Origin of the sequence: Epilithonimonas bovis DSM 19482, from assembly GCF_900108115.1 — a bacterium.
In the GTDB taxonomy this organism is placed as follows: Bacteria; Bacteroidota; Bacteroidia; order Flavobacteriales; family Weeksellaceae; genus Epilithonimonas; species Epilithonimonas bovis.
Window position 1 is genome coordinate 1 of sequence record NZ_FTPU01000009.1, and the last position, 19,423, is coordinate 19,423.

The window sequence follows — 19,423 nt, forward strand, 5'->3', positions numbered from 1 at the left end:
TAGGTATTTTGGCTATAAACTTCATGTGGTTTGTGACAAAAATGGAATCTTCCACTCGTTTGATTTTTCCCCTGCAAACGTTCACGACGTGAACTATCTGCACGACATTAAGGAGAATTTTGAAAATTGCTTATTAATCGGCGACAGAGGGTACATCAGCAAAGAACTCCAACTGGATTTATTCAACTATTCCAAGATAAATCTTTCGGTTCCAATGCGTAAAAACCAGCATAATTTTGTGGACTTTTCCAAGACAAAATCAAAAATCAGAAAGAGGATTGAAACCAATATTTCGCAACTGTGCGGACAGTTCTTAATGAATATTAACCTCGCAAAAACCTTTCAAGGTTTGGCAACAAGAATAGTATCAAAAATAACTTCTTTTACCATGATTCAATATCTCAATTTTTTCGTCTTCAAGAGAAGTTTGAATAAGTTAAAAATTAATTTGTGCTAAATGCACAACAGGTTAAATTTCTCTTCTGATATATAATTTCTGTTTTTTGATTTATACAGGCAGGTTACAACTTCTGCCAAAGACCGGATAGAAAACCCCAAAAACCTTTGGAACTCTAATTTAGATTGTAAAATAGAACCTTCTGAAATATTTAACGCAACAGAATCAACAGCTCTTCTTATTTGAGAAGTCAGATTGAACATTTCATCTTTTGGAAAAAATTTGGAAATTTCAAATACCTTCTCTCCAAAATCCATCGATTTTTGCCAAATAATTAATTTTTCAAATTTAAAGCTCATTAATAATACATTAGTATTCACAAAGTCTGTAATCTTCCAGCTTCTAGCCTCCAACTTCCATCATTTTGATCAAACAAAAAACGGCGTAATTCAGCATGTCGAAGTAGTTGGCATCCAGGCCTTCCGAAACCAAAGTCCGTCCTTCGTTATCTTCTATCTGTTTGGTTCTCAACACTTTCTGATAAATAAGATCTGTAATGGATGATATTCTCATATCCCGCCAGGCCTCGCCATAATCGTGGTTTTTGCGCTCCATCAGTTCTTTGGCTTGTTGGGCGTAAGAATCATAAAGATTGATAATCTCTTCCGGATTGGCATTCAGTTCATCAGAAAAACCTTTCTCCAACTGTATCAGTCCGATGATAGAATAGTTGACAATGGCTACAAATTCGTCTTCCTCACTCTCGTTAACCATCTTAACATGAGTCATCTGCAAAGTCCTGATCCTGTTAACCTTAATATAAATCTGATCGGTAACAGAACTTGGCCGTAAAACACGCCAGGCTGTCCCGTAATCCTTCATTTTTTTCTCAAAAAGCGCTCTGCAGGCAGCGAGAACGCCGTCAAACTGCGCGGATGTGTCGTGCATAAATCTGTCTAATTGGTCAAAGATACAAATTTAGTTGTTTTCAAATTTTGATTAACAAGCGGAAAAATTATCTATTTTTATATCTCAAAATTGCAATTAATGAAAATCGTCCTATCTCTCTTACTGCTATCTTCTATTTTCAGCAATGCCCAACAACAACGGGGACTTACTACAGAAATGGCGAATAAGCTGGCAACTATGCCAATGAAATGCATAAACCAGGCTTATCCCAACAAAACAGCGCACGTCATCAACAACGAGAAAGACGCTATATTGACCCCAAAAGAACTGCACCCGAGTTTCTACGGTTGTTTTGACTGGCACAGCTCTGTGCATGGCCACTGGATGCTGTTGCGATTGCTGAGAACTGTCAACAATCTGGAAAACAGGGATCACATCATCGCTGTCCTTGATCAATCTTTCCTCCCCGAAAAGATAAAAGAAGAAGCCAATTATTTTACCAAATATCAGGTAGCAACCAATTTTGAAAGAACTTATGGCTGGGCGTGGATCCTAAAACTGGACGAAGAATTGGCAAAATGGGACCATCCCAAAGCAAAAATTTGGCACCAGAACCTAAAGCCTTTAACCGACGAAATACTTAGGCTCTGGAAAGATTACTTACCGAAACAGACTTACCCCAACAGAACCGGAGTCCATCCCAATACAGCTTTTGCGATGTCCTTTGCCATCGATTGGGCAAGGCAGGTGGGCGATACCACATTTGAAAAAGAATTGTCTGACAAAGCCAAAACTTTTTACCTCAGTAATACCAAAACACCAGCCTATCTGGAGCCCGACGGCAGCGATTTTTTCTCTCCAAGTCTTGAAATTGCTGAACTGATGAGCCGGGTTCTTCCACAAAAAGATTTTAAAAAATGGATCCATCAATTTTATGAAAAGAGAAGTTTGATCAACATAGAGCAGATACCAGTTATCAGTGATATTAATGACTATCAGACTGTGCATCTGGTCGGCCTGTCATTTTCCAAGGCCTGGGCGATGAAAAATATAGCGAACGCTTTACCACAAAACGATCCTCTTAAAAAGACTTTTGAAGTGACTCGTGAAAAATTTATTACCAATGCCCTGCCTGTTATTTTCCAGGGAAATTATGGCGGCGATCACTGGCTGGCCAGTTTTGCCGTTTATGCTATGACCAATTAAAAGATTATTTGTTTTTATTAGGAACTGATTTTAAAATCTGACTTAAGTAGATGAAAGAAAATAGAGAAAAGATAAAAGACTTATATCAAACTGTCTTAGTCTAAAAATACACGACTAATCCTTTTCAAGAACTTATTATCCATGGATTTTACAATAAGCAACAATACATCGCCATTTTTCTCCATCAACTGCAACGGCAGGCTGGTAGACCTCTCAAAACCCAGATTAATGGGAATCCTGAACCTGACACCCGATTCTTTTTCGGACGGCGGTCAATTCAATAATGAAAAATCTGCTTTGCAACAAGCCGAAAAGCTACTAAAAAACGGCGCAACAATTATCGACATTGGTGCACAATCGACTCGTCCAAAAGCAGAATTTCTAAAAGCAGAAGAAGAAATCGACAGGATCGGAAATATCATATCTTTAATCAAAAAAGAGTTCCCGGATAGCCTTATTTCCCTGGATACATTTTATTCGGAGGTGGTAAAATTCGGTTTTGACGAAGGCATCGATTTGGTAAACGACATCTCCGCAGGACAATTCGATTCTGATTTGTTGGACACGGTTGCAAAAACCGGTTTGCCTTATATATTAATGCACGTCAATCCAACCTATCAACAGATGCATGAGAAAATAAAATATGATGACATCATCCTCGCCATTAATTATTTTTTCTCTGAAAAAGTAAATCTCTTGAGAAAGAAAGGTATTACCGATATTATTCTTGACCCGGGATTTGGATTTGGCAAAACAGTAGAAGATCAATATAAAATGATAGATGAGTTCCAATATATTGGTTTTGGGCATTTACCCGTTCTGGCTGGGATATCAAAAAAATCATTCATTTACAAACCTTTGGGAAAACAACCAAACGAAGTTGAAAAAGAAACATTAGATTTACATCTTAAGCTGTTAGAAAAAGGAGCAAGCATCATCCGCCTGCATCATCCGGAAACCCTGAAACTCTGAGCATGAAAACGATCTTCCGCTATATCAGAAAAGTCCTAAAAAATTCCTTTGACAACATCCGGAATGAGCATCTCAAGCAAAATCTGCTTCAGGCAATACCTTTTTGGATCGGATCTGTCATAACCGGTTTGATAGCGGTACTTTATGCGCAAATCTTTGCTTATGGCGAAGAGCTGCTTCACAAAATACTGGACTGGCATCTTTGGATGATTTTCCTGATTGCGCCCGCTGGTTTTGTACTGTCCTGGCTAATAGTACAAAAATTTGCGCCCTTATCTAGAGGCAGTGGTATCCCTCAGGTAATGGCAGCGGTAGAACTGGCCAATCCCAAAGAAAATTACCTGATCAAAAATCTGCTAAGTTTTCAAAATACTGCTGGTAAAAATTATTTCCAGTTTTATCCTGGTCACTGCCGGAGGAGCCATTGGGCGTGAGGGTCCAACCATCCAGATTGCAGGTTCGGTATTCAGAAAAGTGTATGAACTGTTACCGGATTGGTGGCCCCGGATTTCTAAGAAAAATATGATTCTTACCGGCGCAGCCGCCGGGTTGTCGGCCGCTTTCAATACGCCATTGGGAGGGATTGTTTTTGCGGTTGAGGAATTATCCAAAACTCATATCAATTACTTTAAAACCGCTCTTTTTACAGCCGTCATCATTGCAGGGCTTACCGCACAGACACTGGCCGGCTCTTATTTGTATCTTGGTTACCCCAAAACGCAAGGTGTAACATTGTGGATTATGTTCCCAATCATCTTTGTTTCCGGCATCTGTGGTATTCTCAGCAGTCAATTATCAGTTGCGATGCTTAAAATCAGCCGACTCAAGAAAAAGCTAAAATCACAGGCCGCTAACATCATTTTTCTTGTAATTTCGGGATTAATCATTGCTATGATTGCTTACTTTCTCAACCGTGACATTTTAGGCTCAGGTAAAGATATTATAGAAAGAGTTTTATTCACCGAAAATAAAACGGAAGCCTGGTACGTCCCAATCCTAAGGATGTTGGGGCCGGCCTTAGCATTCACCTCAGGAGGAGCGGGAGGTATTTTTGCCCCGGCATTATCTGCAGGTGCATCCATGGGCAGTGTATTTGGAGGCGTCATGAATCTCTCTGACAATGAAACCAATGTCCTGATTCTCGCAGGGATGGTTGCTTTTCTCACAGGGATCACCAGAGCGCCTTTTACTTCTGCTATTTTGGTTTTGGAAATGACAGACCGGCACTCATTGATTTTTCATCTGATGTTAGCAGGCATGATGTCTTCCATTTTTTCGGTGTTGGTCAGCCGTCATTCTTTGTATGAAGAATTAAAAATCAGCTTCTTGAAAGAACTCCGAAGTAAATAAAAACTTAATGTATCAAATTCTAATTTAAATTATCCATCGAACAACACATTAATTCATAAAAAAGTTGTACTTTTGCAGCTCGAATTTTTAATTAACACAATTAACATTATGAACAATTACGAAACTGTTTTCATTTTAACTCCCGTTCTATCTGATGCTCAGGTGGAGGAAGCAGTGAAAAAATTTGAAGATCTATTAACTTCAAACAATTGCGAAATCGTTGCCAAAGAAAATTGGGGACTTAAAAAATTGGCTTACCCAATCCAATTGAAAAAGAATGGTTTTTATACCCTAATCGAATTCAAAGGAGAAGGTACTGTAGTTGCAGATCTTGAAACTGCTTTCAAACGTGATGAGAGAGTAATCCGTTACCTAACGACTAAACTTGACAAGCACGCTGTAGATTATGCAGTAACAAGAAGAAGCAAACTAAAAGCTTCTAAAGCTTAATTATTAACCTTTAAAATTTTAAAACAATGGCAATAGACGATATGGCAAAACAAGCCTCTGCCGGAGGCGAATCGGAAGTAAAATTTCTTACTCCACTTGATATCAATACAAAATCTGAAAAGAAATACTGTAGATTCAAAAAATTCGGAATCAAGCATGTTGATTACAAAGATGCTGACTTCCTTCTTCAGTTCGTAAACGAACAAGGTAAAATCTTACCAAGGAGATACACTGGTACTTCTCTTAAATATCAGAGAAAAGTATCTGCTGCAATCAAAAGAGCAAGACATCTTGCTTTGATGCCTTACGTAGCGGATCTTTTGAAATAAAAAATTGCAATTAGCCATTAGCGCATCGCTTTTGGCTTTTTGTTGCTGAATAAATTAATTAAATTCTAACTTGATTTAGATTTCAGATTTCAGACATTAGACTTCAAGTCTACTATCTAACATCTACTATCTAACATCTAAAAAAGGACAACAACAAATGGAAATTATCCTAAAAAAAGACGTAGAAAACTTAGGACTTGAGTTTGATACAGTAAATGTAAAACCTGGTTATGCCAGAAACTTCCTAATTCCTCAGGGTTTCGCATTATTGGCAACGCCTAAGAACAAAGCGCAATTAGAAGCGACATTGGAAACAAGAAAAGAAGAAGAAGCTAAATTGGTTGCTGCTGCTAATGCAATTGTAGACCAATTGAAGAAAACTTCTGTTACTATTCCTGCAAAAGTAGGTTCTGGTGACAAATTGTTTGGTTCTATCAACAATGCAGATCTAGCTGCTGCTTTGGCAAAAGCTGGTGTTGTGGTTGATAAAAAATACATCAGAATCCCTGGTAATACTATCAAAAGAACTGGTAAATTCTCTGCTAATGTTAGACTTCACAGAAATGTTGAGTATAACTATGAGTTTGATATCGTTTCTGATGCTCCGGTAGTAGCTGCTCCTGCTAAAAAAGAGGAAGCTCCTAAAACTGAAGAAGCTTAATAAAAAAACTTAATCGTTTTATCATAATAGACTGTCTCCCGAGACAGTCTATTTTTTTTTGTAAACCAATCAGCAGCCTAATCGCAAGCATACAATTACAACCGTCTCGCTTCAGCCATCGCTAATCTCACTATATTTCGAAAATATAAAACACGGTAATACGGAAAATCATTCATAAAGCCTTAACTCATGAATGATGCAAGTCGTTCTGTTAATTGATGGAAAAACACATCTCGCGGAACATAATATATCGCCTCTTAACTCAGATATGGCTCAAACGAAGCCCTCCATCAAAAAGAAATAATGATTGACCAGCTACTGAGATTGTAGATTAAATATTAAAATCTCTTTTGGGATTAAATAGGTAAATTAAAACAAAAAAGAAAATGGATGCCGCCAGGAAATATTGATAGTAATGGACAGCGGACTGAGAATTAATCGTTGTTGAGCTGGAACTGGCTGATTGATGCAATTCTTTTACAAGCTGATTAATGACTGTGTCCAGATTATTACCATCCAGGTATTCACCACCTGTGGAGGATGCAATATTCCTTAAAGCCTTGGTCTGCAGTTTAGACACGACTGTTTCCCCATACATATCGGATTTGTAGCCCATCAGCTGACCAAAATAATACTCCGGAATGGGTGCACCCTGCTCAGTCCCCACACCAATAGTAGTAATCCTGATGCCTTCTTTTTTAGCAAGGCTTATCGCTTCTTCCTCATGGCCTTCGTTATCCTCGCCATCGCTTATCAAAACAATATTTCTTGAACCTTTGGAAATATTTTTAAATTTTTGAGCAGCAATCTGCATAGGTTTAAGAAAGTCGGTTCCCTGATTTTGGATTACGCTGGTCTCGATACCAAAAAGATAATTTTCCGCTGCCGAATAATCACTTGATAAAGGCATTACCGATGTGGCGTCACCAGCAAATACGATGATACCAATCCTGTCGTTGGTTAATTTCTGCAAGGAGTTAATAATAATATTTTTAGCCTCCTCCAGTCGGCTGGGTTGGATGTCCTGGGCATTCATAGAATTGGAGACATCCAGCACAAAAATGGTGTTGCTCACATTTTGCTGTACATTGATCTCCTCTTTCCCTCCCAAAAGATCAATGACGGAAAATATCAGGAACAAAAAACCAAGCAGGTACAAAACCGGAAACAGTTTGGTAAACCAGGAGGTTTTATCAAACAAAACATCCCGGAAACGACTCTCGGCGAACAGATTTCTTTTCCTGTCTTTCCAATGGATATAATGGATGATGAAGTAGCCAATAATGGGCAACAACATCAATAATAACAGATACCAGTAATTTCCTAAATACCAATTCATCAGCCTAACATCTACTTAGTTCAAAATTTTAAAAATGACCCAACGCAACAATGCATCCAACAACAGAAAAGCTAAAGCGACCCAAAGGAAAATCCTGAAATATTCCTCATAATTATACAATTTGGATGTTTTAACATCCGATTTTTCCAGTTGGTTGATCTCGTCATAGACATTTTGCAGCCCACTGTTGGATGTTGCACGGAAATATTTACCACCTGTTAATTGCGCAATATCAATCAATGTATTTTCATCGATTTCAGTTTTCTGCTGCGTGAAAACGATGTCTCCAAAAATATTGGTACCCGTAGGAAAAGCCGCAAAACCATTGCTTCCAATCCCAACCGTATAAACCTTAATGCCATTATTCTTTGCTAATTCGGCTGCAATCTGTGGTGGCATGGCGTTAAGAACGGTATTAACACCATCAGTCATCAGGATGATAATTTTGCTTTTGGCCTTACTTTTTTTCAGGTGGTTGACAGCGACGGACAGCCCTTCACCTATGGCAGTTCCCGCCTGCAGTTCAAGAGGATTAAGTTGGTTTAATTCATCAATGACGACGTCATGATCTGTAGTTAAAGGGACTTTGGTATAAGCCTCTCCCGAATATGCCACCAAGCCAATCCTGTCATTCTCTCTTTTTTTAACAAAATCAACGGCAATTTTCTTAAGCGCTTCCAGCCGGTCCGGATCAAGATCTTTGGCCAACATACTCAGGGACACATCTACCGAAAGCATAATATCTATCCCTTTGGTCTCATCTCTGTCCTGAGAAATGGTGTAAGTCCTGGGCCTGGCCAGAGCAACAATCAGAGCAGAAAGAATAATGTACTTGGAAAGTTTCAAAAATTTTATCACCAGCGAAATATTTCCGCTTGGCTGCATATTATTAACCGTAGGTACCACAATGCCTTTGCTCTTTCTTTTGCCGGCATCCAAAATTAATAATGGAATAAACAAAAGAAAAAGAAGTAAAAACCAGGGACTGTAAAACTCGAAATTCACGTGTTACTTATAATTGATTAATGATAATTGATGTTATTTAAAATTTCCGAATATTTGAGTTGTCCTGTGATTCCGGGATATTCATACTGCGTAGGTGTTCTGCCTCTACATCTTTTGTAGAACGTCTTACAAAATCCCTGATCTCATCAAAATCCTTTGTCATCAGCTCTTGGGAAGGGATTGTTTTGGCAAACTTCACCAGGTCGCCGCGCAGGAATATATCTTCTACCACTTTCTCATTTTCCTGAGAAATAGCATTGGTATTCTTCATATAATCAATCAGATCATCAGTCAACAGTACATCTGCTGGAATCTGATACTGCCTGGTGATAAACCTTCTGGTAATATCCATCAGTTCCACATAAAAGGCGCGGAAATTTTGGTTCTCGATATACTTTTTCTTTTTGAGTTTATCCAGATCTTTCAGTGTTTCATTGGTTGTTACAGCAGGGCTGCTTTTACTTTTTCTGCCCCATTTTATAATCCCGATAATTAGAATAATGATGGCAATAATTAGCAGAGTAACCAGGACATAGAATTTATAAAGATCCCAGTAATCTTTGACATTAAGTTCTACTTCCTTATTCTTCATAATATCATTAATCTGGTCACCTTTTTTGGCGGTATTAATGACTTCTACTTCATAAGGGATTGTTTTAAAGATTTTACCGCCTACCTTCACTTCTATTTCGGGAATTTTAAACTTCCCTTCCTGGAAAATCGCAAACTTCACAGAACGGAGATAAATATCTTTCTGTTTGGCAATACTGTCGTTCACCATTTCAAAATGGAAAGGCAGTAACTCATTTCTCGGTGCTATCTGCACATCTTTCCCATCCAGATCCAGAATCTGAATTTTGTACACCGCAACCTCGCCCAAGGCCAGCGTGGTCTTGTCCAGGTTTGATGATAAGGTTTGTGAAAACCCTAGCGAGAAAAAGAGGATAAAAAACGAAAATAATATTTTGAATGATCTGTAAGGCATTTATGTTGTTGACAGTTGTCGGTTGATAGTTGATAGTTTCAATTTGTCACGCTGAGCGGAGTCACAGCGTCCTGATTCTTTTTTATTTTTTCTATTTCCTGAAATACTGATACAGCAATTTACTGTAGTCGTCTGATGTTTTAATATCCAGAAGATGTGCGGACGATGTCTCAAATTCTTCTTTTATACGACGCATTTTTTGCTTCTGTTGTTCAGCAAATTCGTACCGCCAGCGTTGGCTGGAAGTATTAGCCCAGACCTGTTGCCCCGTTTCCGCATCACGGAAAAGTGCATAGCCGATATCCGGTATCTCCACATCTTTGTCATCATAGACACGAAGCCCCAGCAACTGGTGTTTTCTGGCAGTGACATTCAGGATTTTCTGATCCGGTTCATCCTCGAAATCCGAAAAAACAAAAACAAGGGATTTTCGTTTGAAAACACTCATCATATAGTTAAAGGCGGCATCAACATTGGATTTTGCCGGAACATAGTCTACGGTAAGAATCTGGCTGATAATGGATAATATATGCTTTCTCCCTTTTTGTGGCGGCACAACTTTCAGTACCTTGTCAGCATATAAAATCAATCCTACTTTATCGTTATTACCGGCAGCAGAAAAACCGAGAGAAGCGCAGATTTCGGCAACATATTCGCGTTTCAGCTGCGTTTTGGTACCATAATCCATTGATGCAGATATATCTACGAGCAGCATCATGGTGAGTTCCCGTTCCTCTTCCATCACTTTTACAAAAGGCTCGCGAAAACGTGCGGTCTTGTTCCAGTCGATCCGGCGTGTATCATCACCTGTCTGATACTGCCGCACTTCGGAAAACGTCATCCCCTGCCCCTTGAAGGCGCTGTGATATTGCCCCATAAGCGATGCTTCCGTCTTTTTACGGGTACGGATTTCGATTTGCTTTACTTTTTTGACAATGTCTTGTATATTCAAGGTTCTGAGTTTTAAGTTCAAAGTTTTTTAATTCAACGCTAAAGTTATTTATATTTTGAACCTTTCATTTCACTATTGCTTAAATAATTAATAAAAGCTCCAATTCTCTTACTTAAAGTTTCAGTTTGTTCAATCAAATTTTCAAATTTACCTTTTGAAATAAAATTTCTATCAAAAAACCTATACATTTGCGACCCTGTCTCTCCACAAGATGCTTTTGCAATTGATAAAAACTGAATAAATTCTCTATTTCCATTTCTTTCAAAACCCTCTGCTATATTATCCATTATCGAACCCGAAGAACCGTCAATTTGATTACAAAGTCTATAATTGTTTTTAAGGTTTGTATTTTCAATTATATGATAAATCTCTTGACATAACAACCGAGACAATTGCCAAATTTCTAAATCTTCAAACGTCTTAATCGTTGCCATAACTCTGAATTCTAAACCTTAAACTTTGAACTAACAATTTTGGCGGTCATCGGTTGACAGTATTCAAATCATCGCTTTTAGTAACCCGACAATTGACCACTATCAACTGACAACCAAATTAAAAAAACCGCAAAGACTTATTTAATCATTTGTAAATATTGGGCTCCTAAGGCGCCTGGATTTTACTTAATATTTTGTTGACAATATCGTCCTGAGTCACTTCTTCAGCCTCTGCTTCAAAACTCAATCCGATCCTGTGCCTCAATACATCTTTTGCAATTTCCTTCACATCTTCCGGTATTACAAATGCCCTTCCCTTGATAAAGGCATAGGCTCTGGAAGCAATGGCTAAATTAATACTCGCTCTTGGTGATGCGCCAAAACTAATATAGTTTTTGATGTCAGACAGACCGTATTTTTCCGGGTAACGTGTTGCAAAAACCATATCCAGAATATACTTTTCGATTTTTTCGTCCAGGTAAATCTGGTTAATCAGTTTTTTAGCTTCCACGATCTGCTCAAGATTAACCACCTGTCGGATTTGCGGGATATCCTGTGTAGAAACCATCCTCATCACCTTTCTCTCATCTTCAAACTCCGGGTAATCTATTTTGCATTTCAGCATAAAACGGTCGGTCTGGGCTTCCGGCAAAAGATAAGTCCCCTCCTGATCGATAGGATTTTGCGTTGCCAACACAAGAAAAGGTTTTGGCAGTGGCATAGTCTCATCACCAATGGTTACCTGTTTCTCCTGCATCACTTCCAGCAGTGCAGACTGCACTTTGGCAGGCGCCCTGTTGATCTCATCTGCCAATACAAAATTAGCGAATACAGGTCCTTTTTTTATAGAGAAATCGTTGTCTTTCACGTTATAAACCATCGTCCCCACAACATCGGCAGGCAAAAGATCCGGCGTAAACTGAATCCTGGAAAACTGCCCGTGCACGGCATCAGCCAAAGTCTTGATAGCTAATGTTTTGGCCAGTCCGGGAACGCCCTCCAGGAGGACATGGCCGTTGCCCAAAAGCCCTATCAACAGGCGGTCAATCATGTATTCCTGACCTATGATAACACGGTTAATCTCTTGTTTTAAAATGGAGAAGAAATAGTTTTGTTCTCTAACTTTCTCTGTAAGCTGTTTGATATCTTCTGCTTGATTCAATTCTGACATGGTGGTATTAAAAATAATTGGTAAATTTCATATAAAAACCAGCAACAGCAAACACAATAACTGCTAATCTTGCGTTAAATATTTGTTAAAACAAAAGAGGAGTTATAAAGTTGTTAAAAACGCCATAACAAAAGCCTGTTAACTACTTTTTTCTTACATTTATCAATCAAAACTGAATTTAAAAAAATGAACTATCATTTTGCTAATCACAGACAGGTGAGAAAAAACCTGCTTGACATATTACAGAACACATCCGAAAAAGACCTGCTCACCATCCCTGATGGCTTCAATAACAATATATACTGGAACATTGCCCACTGTATCGCCCAGCAGCAACTCCTTTGCTACTACCTTAGCGGTAACCAGTTCCGCATCGACAAATACTGGATAGAAACTTATAAAAAAGGGACCTTTGCGAATGTGGATGTAAAACAGACCGAAATGGAGGATCTTGCATTTTTGCTTATCGAGACATCCAAAATCCTGATGAAAGATTATGACGCCGACTTTTTCTCGGATTACACGCCCTACTCCACCAGTTTTGGGATTGATCTTAAAAACATCCAGGATGCTATTATTTTTAACAACATGCATGAGTGCATCCATTACGGTTATATCCTTTCCCAAAAAAGAGCATTGATTGGCGAAGGTTTGAGCCTGTAAAGAATTTTATAGAGGCCATAAGATATTTTCATCTCGTCAAATATTCTGATTTCTGACTATTTTTTAAAATCTGCAAAATCTGCATCATCAGCGAGAATATTACATTTCTCAGTATGTCATTAATTGGTGACCTCTAAAATTTTAAAATACATAGCAATTCATTATATTTGTTATTATCTACAATCACCTATTCGTTTGAATCTTAATTCATCATGAACACAATTGTCCATAATCACGTTTTTATGGATGCATGCTGCATTATATTATTCGAAAAAATAATCGTTTCTTCCAATCATATCCCCACCGTAGCAAAGCCATGGATAAGCCATGGATAGTGCATGGGACGGCCTAATAACAATATCATACCTTATCATCGATAATTTTATAAAATCAACAACGCGGTTTAATCCTATTTTTCTAACTGCATGATATATGGAAATCATCGGTCCCAGCATGATTAATATTGATCAAAATATGGTAAAAATTGAGTAGATTATCATAATTTACAATTTTATTAAGAGAAAAACCACTGCAAAAACCTTATTTTTGCCCATCAAATTCTCATTAATGAACGATCAGAAAAAAGATGATTTTATATTTGGGCTGCGACCGGTGATGGAAGCCCTCGAGGCTGGTAAAACCATCGACAAAATATTTGTGCAGAATGCTCTGCAGGGAGAAATCTATATCGAACTGAAGCAACTTTTAGCCAAACATCAAATCAGGCCCAATTACGTACCGGTAGAAAAACTGAATCGTTTTACGAGAAAGAACCACCAGGGTGTTGTTGCATTTATCTCAGATGTCCCTTTCCATAAAATTGAGGACATTTTACCTCAGTTGTTCGAGGCGGGAAAGACACCGTTCATCCTTGTTCTGGACCGATTGACGGATGTAAGGAATTTTGGTGCCATCTGCAGAACGGCAGAATGTACCGGTGTAGATGCGGTTATTATCCCGGAAAAAGGTGGCGCGCCCATCAATTCGGACGCGATAAAAACATCTGCCGGTGCCATCTACAATATCAAAATATGTAAAGAAAAAAACCTGGCGCACACCGTTGATTTTCTTCAGCAAAGTGGCGTATCTGTATTTGCAGCTACCGAAAAGGCGCAAAAATTGATATACGACGTCAACTTCTCAGAACCTTGTGCTATTGTCATGGGAAATGAGGAAACCGGGATCTCCAAAGAAGTGATGCACCATGCCGATGAGAAAATAAAACTACCTATTGAAGGTAAAACACAGTCCTTAAACGTCTCTGTAGCCTGTGGCGCTATCCTTTATGAAGCGGTGAGGCAGAAGTTGGGCTAGAGCTTCGAGAGTATGAGTGTTAAATGAAAGGAATAACGGACATTAACACCGAAAAGCACAACCGGAGTGCAATAGGGATGGAAGCGGCATCCTTTTTTATACAGCGGCGAGGGACGAGCCGTTTCATAAAAAAGATACAGCGGACAGCCCGGCCCGGGAAGAGGGATTAGCCAAGGCGAGGGATTGCCAATATCAAAAATAAGTCCGGCCGCCAGGTTAATCTAAAATTTAATTAAAACACAATGACTGAAAAAGTCATCAAATATCATTTGTGAAATCGAAAGGAGTTGGAAACGTAAACACCAATGAAACTTTGAGATTGCATATGACGTTTGAAAAAAATAAATATCTACATATGAAAAAAATAACTGCGCTTGCGCTGATCGCCATAACATTAACGGCTTGTAAAAAAGAAACCAAAACTGTAACACGCGTAGACCCCAAAACCGGTAAAACTGAAACCGTAACAGTGGAAGTAACCCCGGAAGAAGCGGCTAAACCGAAAGCCATATCGGACAGCAGCGGTATCTACAAACAAAAATTCATCCTGGAAAAAGGACAAACGTATCCCCTGGTTTCTTATCAGAGAGAGATACAGACACTGACCTCGCCGGACGGGAAAACCATGTCCGGAACCAACGAAACCACCGACGAAATGTCTGTAACCGTAAATGATTTTAAAGATAATATCTACGACCTGACACTGAACATGGTGGGTAAAAGAATGTCCAGTACAGCCAATGGCAAAACTGTATCTATTGACACCAAGCAGGCTGCACCAAAAGAAGAGGCGTTGAAAATGGATTATCTTGTCAGCAAAGGCCTGGCTGGTAACAAACTGGCTGTAAAAATGGACGCTTCGGGAGACATCAAGTCTGTAACCGGGTTTGATGCGGTTTACAACAATCTGAGAAAAGCCATTGCTGGAACAGTTAAAGATAAGAAGCAACAGGATGCTATCATAGAAAGCTTCAAAGCTGGTTTTAACGAGGCTATGATGAAGGAGCAATTGGGCAAAAACCTGAAACTGATCCCGGCAAAAGGCGTAAAACTGGGTGATAAATGGACCGAATCTGAAGATATTGTACCCGGAAAACTGAAACAGACACAAACCTTTACACTCACCAAAGTGGAAAATGGCAAAGCCGAAATTGCTGTAAGCGGAACCATCCCATCTAAGTCTGATAAGCAGTCTAAGAATGGTATGACCCATTCTATGAGCATGAGCGGATCACAGAGCGGAAAAATTATTATCGATGAAAACACGGGCTGGGTGCTTAACCAAAACCTTTCTGTAAAAACCAATCAGAAAGAGAGTTTATCAGACGGAAAACAGACTCAGAGTATGTCAAAAAATTCAACAACATCTATTGTCATCAATCCATCCTATAAATAAGAAAAGGAATGAAATATATTTTTGAATTCATTTTAGCAACCATCATCATATTCTTTGTCTGGAATATATTGAAACGGTTGTTCTTCAATGCATTTTATAAGAATTTCCCTGCACTTAACCCTAAAAACCAGCAGGAAACAAGCAAAACAGATTCTACCAAAACACCAAAGAAAAAAGTGAACTGGGACGCCGAGACGGTTGATTATGAAGAAGTGAAGGAGGATAAAAAATAGTAGTTTAATCTAATGCAACCCCTTCAGAGTTAAAACTCTGAAGGGGTTATGTTTCTGATATGGAAAAGGAGATTTTAGAATTTGGACATTTTTATCACATTTACAATCGAGGAAATAACAAAGAGGCTATTTTTTTCGATGACGATAACTATAGATATTTCTTAAAATTGTTATTAAAATACATTGATCCAGTTGCAGATGTATATGCTTATTGTTTACTGAAGAATCACTTTCATTTATTAATTAGAATAAAATCTGAGCAAGAAATTAATGTTTCTGATTTCAAATTCTCAACAATTGAAAAATCAAAATCAATTAATCCTTCGAAACAATTTTCGCATTTCTTCAATGCCTACACACAAGCTATAAATAAACGCTATAACAGAACTGGAAGCTTGCTAGAGAAACCGTTTGAAAGAAAAAGAATAACCGATGAAAACTATCTGAAGCAAATCATTCTATACATTCATAATAATCCGGTAAAACACGGTATTACATCCAATGCAAATCAATATTTTTGGTCTTCTTATCATTCAATTTTATCAGACAAGCCATCAAAACTAAAAAGAAAAGAAGTTTTGGATTACTTTGAAAATGAGACTAATTTCATATTTTCGCATAATAATTACGATTCACTGAATTTACCTTATTAAACGGCAACCCCTTCAGAGTTTTAAACTCTGAAGGGGTTTATTAAGATTCAAACAAAAATAAATTATGTTCAAAAAAAATAAAAACCTCCTCTACATTGCGGCAAGCCTTGTTATTTTTATTGTTTTGGCTGTACTCTACGCCAATCCTGTAATCTCGGGAAAACGCCTGATGCAGCATGATATCGTATTTTACAAAGGCGGTGCTGAGGAATTGTTGCAGTACCGCGCCAACAACGACAAAGAAACCTATTGGAGCGATGCCATGTTTGGCGGTATGCCAACCTACCAGACCGGTGCGCAGTTTCGGGGTGATGTCATCAAAAAGATAGATGATCTGTTTATGTTCCTGCCCAAACCCGCCAATTACCTGTTTTTATTATTTGCAGGATTCTTCTTTTTGGGAATGGTAGCCGTAAGGAACTGGAAATATGCTTTGCTTGGTGCCACGTTTTTTGGATTGTCCACCTACTTCTATATTATCATCGCGGCAGGACACAACGGGAAAGTGCATACCATTGCTTATTTTGCACCGCTGTTAGCCGGGATTCTCTTGGTCTATATCCGTAAAAAATATATTCTTGGCTTCATCGTCACCACATTATTTGCAGGCTTGCAGATCTGTGCCAATCACCCACAGATGACTTACTATCTCTTTATCGGTTTAGGATTTTTATTCCTGTCCGAATTGATAAGAGCCGTCAAAGGACAAATCGAATGGAAACATTTTCTGATTTCTTCCGGGATTGTTGGGCTGGGTGTTGTTTTGGGCGTTGGTATGAACTCACAAAGAATCATGGCCAACGCTGAATATGTGAAAGAAACCGTGCGTGGCAAACAGATTTTGAATAATGAGAAACATTCTTCCGGTAAATCCGGAATGGACCATGAAAGCATTACCATGTGGAGCTATGGCAAACTGGAAACCCTGAATCTCTTCATTCCAAGATTAATGGGCGGTGGCAGCCAGGAAGAAGGTTCTGACAAAATAATGGAACACATCCAGGAGCTGGCACAGGAAAACATCAAATCCCAACAGGAATATGACATGATGGTAAAAGGCTTTGGCAGCGCCACCTACTGGGGCGATCAGCCGAGTACATCGGGACCGGCTTATCAGGGTGCTGTGGTTTGTTTTCTGGCAGTTTTAGGCTTTTTCTTTGCCGGGAAAAAGTACCGTTATTGGATTTTGGGTGCATCTATTCTGACGGTTTTCTTAGCCTGGGGAAGCAATTTCTCAGTCCTTACGGATTTCTTTATCGATTATGTACCGATGTACAACAAGTTCCGTGCGCCATCATCTATTTTGGTGGTGGTTGAATTTTTATTCCCTCTGATTGCCATTCTTGGACTTTATCAATTCTTTACCAATGATAAATTAACCGAAGAATATAAAAAGAGAATTTTACTTTATGTTTCGGGGACTGTTCTTGGGATTACATTGATCCTGACGCTTTTTGGGAAAGGTATTTTAGGTTTTTATACAGCCAACGAAAAGACTTATCTCCCACCCTACATCCTGGATTATCTGGTGGATGAACGCTACAAAATGTTCCAGGCAGATGCGCTGAAAGCATTAGCCTATGTAGCAATTACAGCAGCGGCTCTATTCTTTGCATTAAGAAAAAAGCTCAGTATCAATGTGGCACTTCTCATCATTGGCTTTGTAAGTTTATTCGATCTGTGGACCGTTAACCGACGTTATCTGAATGACGACAACTTTGTTGACAAAACATTTGCAGACAACCCTTTCCAGACAGAGAATTCGGAATACCTAATGAGCAAAGCAGGCAACGATTCTTTTGTACAAAGCCTTCTGCAACAGACCGAAGTTAACAGAGCTTTGCAAACCATCGCAGATAAAGACAAAACACACTATCGGATTTTCAATAATGTTTTAGGAACCTTCAGCGAGACAAATACTTCTTATTTTAAATCATCGATCGGTGGTTACCATGCGGTAAAACTGAGACGTTATGATGATCTTATCAATCAGTATTTCTCATCAACAGATCAGGTAAAAACAATCAGGATCCTGAATATGCTGAACACCAAATACTTTCTGGTTGGTAACCTGCAAAAACCGGAAATTACACCGAATCCTGATGCCAACGGGAATGCTTGGTTTGTATCTGATATCAAATATGTTAGCAATCCCAATGAGGAACTGAATGAAACAGGAAACGTAGATACCAAAAATACAGCCGTCATTGCTAGTGCTGACAAATCTTACTTCGCAGGAAAAAAACTGGCTAAAGATTCCACGGCTTATCTTAATCTTAAAACGTACCAGCCGAATGAGCTCTCTTTTGACTCATCGTCTAAAACGCCTCAATTGGCGGTATTTTCCGAGATCTATTATCCACATGGATGGAATGTTTATCTGGATGGCAACAAAGTAGATTACATCAAAGCTGATTATCTTTTGCGTGCGCTCTATGTCCCTGCAGGACAGCATAAAATCGAAATGAAATTTGAACCAGCTGTTATAGAAACTGGCAAACTGTTCTCATTAATTAGCTTTGGATTATTTATTCTGTTGAGTTTGGTTGGTGCTTACTTCCTGTTTAGAAACTACAAACAATCAAAGACAGTTACGGCTTAATTATATTCAGTCACCATTATACAAAACGGTGCCTGAATCTTTTTTGATCATCACAAATAAAAAAGCAACCCCATTGGAGTTGCTTTAATTTTTTGCTTAAGATTAGGATTATTTTCTGATTCCCAATTCAGCGATGATCGCTCTATATCTAGAGATTTCTTTTTTCTTCAAGTAATCAAGTAGAGATTTTCTCTTACCTACCAATTTTACAAGAGATCTTTCTGTTGCAAAATCGTGACGATTAGCTTTCAGGTGCTCAGAAAGGTGGTTGATTCTAAAAGTGAATAGAGCAATCTGACCTTCAGCGCTTCCTGTGTCTTGTGCAGATTTCCCGTGTTTTGCGAAGATTTCTGCTTTTTTTTCGTTTGTTAGATACATTCCAATATTATTTAAATGATTATT

Annotated in this window: 21 protein-coding genes and 1 pseudogene; 13 read left to right on the forward strand and 9 right to left on the reverse strand. The window is 38.6% G+C overall.

The window, feature by feature from the left end:
* Positions 1–457 (forward strand): IS982 family transposase (locus B0B05_RS05190; protein WP_143745949.1); only part of this gene is annotated, 457 nt, incomplete at its 5' end.
* Here B0B05_RS05190 and B0B05_RS05195 read toward each other — a convergent pair.
* The gene (locus tag B0B05_RS05195) at positions 454–756 is read right to left on the reverse strand and encodes a four helix bundle protein (protein ID WP_076782424.1); all 303 of its coding nucleotides are present in this window, start codon (positions 754–756) and stop codon (positions 454–456) included. The two genes, B0B05_RS05190 and B0B05_RS05195, sit on opposite strands and share 4 nt — an antisense overlap.
* A gap of 43 nt (positions 757–799) precedes the next feature.
* Positions 800–1,345: a DUF1599 domain-containing protein gene (locus B0B05_RS05200; protein ID WP_076782425.1), complete on the reverse strand. Its 546-nt coding sequence runs from the start codon at positions 1,343–1,345 to the stop codon at positions 800–802.
* Positions 1,346–1,444: 99 nt separating this feature from the next.
* On the opposite strand from B0B05_RS05200, the gene B0B05_RS05205 reads away from it, so the two are divergent.
* The 6 genes and pseudogenes from B0B05_RS05205 to rplI all read left to right on the forward strand — a co-directional run bounded on the left by B0B05_RS05205 (position 1,445) and on the right by rplI (position 6,274).
* On the forward strand, positions 1,445–2,512 hold the full coding sequence (locus B0B05_RS05205; RefSeq protein ID WP_076782426.1) for a DUF2891 domain-containing protein: 1,068 nt from the start codon (positions 1,445–1,447) through the stop codon (positions 2,510–2,512).
* A gap of 141 nt (positions 2,513–2,653) precedes the next feature.
* Positions 2,654–3,484: a dihydropteroate synthase gene (gene folP / locus B0B05_RS05210; protein ID WP_076782427.1), complete on the forward strand. Its 831-nt coding sequence runs from the start codon at positions 2,654–2,656 to the stop codon at positions 3,482–3,484.
* A gap of 2 nt (positions 3,485–3,486) precedes the next feature.
* Positions 3,487–4,834, forward strand: a pseudogene (locus tag B0B05_RS05215) (chloride channel protein).
* 108 nt (positions 4,835–4,942) lie between these two features.
* Entirely contained in the window at positions 4,943–5,284 is a 342-nt protein-coding gene (rpsF, locus tag B0B05_RS05220) for a 30S ribosomal protein S6 (RefSeq protein ID WP_076782428.1), read from the forward strand.
* 26 nt (positions 5,285–5,310) lie between these two features.
* The gene (gene rpsR, locus B0B05_RS05225) at positions 5,311–5,613 is read left to right on the forward strand and encodes a 30S ribosomal protein S18 (RefSeq protein ID WP_027382072.1); all 303 of its coding nucleotides are present in this window, start codon (positions 5,311–5,313) and stop codon (positions 5,611–5,613) included.
* A 157-nt stretch (positions 5,614–5,770) separates the two neighbouring features.
* On the forward strand, positions 5,771–6,274 hold the full coding sequence (gene rplI, locus B0B05_RS05230; RefSeq protein ID WP_076782429.1) for a 50S ribosomal protein L9: 504 nt from the start codon (positions 5,771–5,773) through the stop codon (positions 6,272–6,274).
* 331 nt (positions 6,275–6,605) lie between these two features.
* Here rplI and B0B05_RS05235 read toward each other — a convergent pair whose 3' ends face one another.
* The 6 genes from B0B05_RS05235 to B0B05_RS05260 form a co-directional block, all read right to left on the reverse strand.
* The gene (locus tag B0B05_RS05235; protein WP_076782430.1) at positions 6,606–7,613 is read right to left on the reverse strand and encodes a vWA domain-containing protein; all 1,008 of its coding nucleotides are present in this window, start codon (positions 7,611–7,613) and stop codon (positions 6,606–6,608) included.
* Between the two features lie 15 nt (positions 7,614–7,628).
* Positions 7,629–8,618: a VWA domain-containing protein gene (locus B0B05_RS05240; protein ID WP_076782431.1), complete on the reverse strand. Its 990-nt coding sequence runs from the start codon at positions 8,616–8,618 to the stop codon at positions 7,629–7,631.
* Positions 8,619–8,655: 37 nt separating this feature from the next.
* Positions 8,656–9,603, reverse strand: a complete 948-nt coding sequence (locus B0B05_RS05245; RefSeq protein WP_076782432.1) for a BatD family protein — start codon at positions 9,601–9,603, stop codon at positions 8,656–8,658.
* 91 nt (positions 9,604–9,694) lie between these two features.
* Positions 9,695–10,555: a DUF58 domain-containing protein gene (locus B0B05_RS05250; RefSeq protein WP_076782433.1), complete on the reverse strand. Its 861-nt coding sequence runs from the start codon at positions 10,553–10,555 to the stop codon at positions 9,695–9,697.
* 44 nt (positions 10,556–10,599) lie between these two features.
* On the reverse strand, positions 10,600–10,989 hold the full coding sequence (locus tag B0B05_RS05255; protein WP_076782434.1) for a four helix bundle protein: 390 nt from the start codon (positions 10,987–10,989) through the stop codon (positions 10,600–10,602).
* A gap of 166 nt (positions 10,990–11,155) precedes the next feature.
* Complete coding sequence (locus B0B05_RS05260; RefSeq protein WP_076782435.1) at positions 11,156–12,160, reverse strand: AAA family ATPase; 1,005 nt, start codon at positions 12,158–12,160, stop codon at positions 11,156–11,158.
* A gap of 186 nt (positions 12,161–12,346) precedes the next feature.
* Here B0B05_RS05260 and B0B05_RS05265 point away from each other — a divergent pair, with 186 nt between their 5' ends.
* From B0B05_RS05265 to B0B05_RS05290, 6 genes are all read left to right on the forward strand, one after another.
* Positions 12,347–12,823 (forward strand): DinB family protein, encoded by a 477-nt coding sequence (locus B0B05_RS05265; protein WP_076782436.1) that lies wholly within the window; start codon positions 12,347–12,349, stop codon positions 12,821–12,823.
* Positions 12,824–13,390: 567 nt separating this feature from the next.
* The gene (gene rlmB / locus B0B05_RS05270) at positions 13,391–14,137 is read left to right on the forward strand and encodes a 23S rRNA (guanosine(2251)-2'-O)-methyltransferase RlmB (protein ID WP_076782437.1); all 747 of its coding nucleotides are present in this window, start codon (positions 13,391–13,393) and stop codon (positions 14,135–14,137) included.
* Positions 14,138–14,492: 355 nt separating this feature from the next.
* Positions 14,493–15,533, forward strand: a complete 1,041-nt coding sequence (locus B0B05_RS05275; protein ID WP_076782438.1) for a DUF6263 family protein — start codon at positions 14,493–14,495, stop codon at positions 15,531–15,533.
* Positions 15,534–15,541: 8 nt separating this feature from the next.
* Positions 15,542–15,766 (forward strand): hypothetical protein, encoded by a 225-nt coding sequence (locus tag B0B05_RS05280; RefSeq protein WP_076782439.1) that lies wholly within the window; start codon positions 15,542–15,544, stop codon positions 15,764–15,766.
* 59 nt (positions 15,767–15,825) lie between these two features.
* Positions 15,826–16,419: a transposase gene (locus B0B05_RS05285; RefSeq protein WP_076782440.1), complete on the forward strand. Its 594-nt coding sequence runs from the start codon at positions 15,826–15,828 to the stop codon at positions 16,417–16,419.
* Between the two features lie 64 nt (positions 16,420–16,483).
* Positions 16,484–19,021 carry a YfhO family protein gene (locus tag B0B05_RS05290; RefSeq protein ID WP_076782441.1) on the forward strand — a complete coding sequence of 846 codons (2,538 nt, stop codon included), beginning with the start codon at positions 16,484–16,486 and terminating at the stop codon, positions 19,019–19,021.
* A 108-nt stretch (positions 19,022–19,129) separates the two neighbouring features.
* On the opposite strand, the gene rpsO is transcribed toward B0B05_RS05290, so the two are convergent.
* Positions 19,130–19,399, reverse strand: coding sequence for a 30S ribosomal protein S15 (rpsO, locus tag B0B05_RS05295; RefSeq protein ID WP_076782442.1), 270 nt, complete (start codon positions 19,397–19,399; stop codon positions 19,130–19,132).
* Between the last annotated feature and the right edge of the window lie 24 nt (positions 19,400–19,423).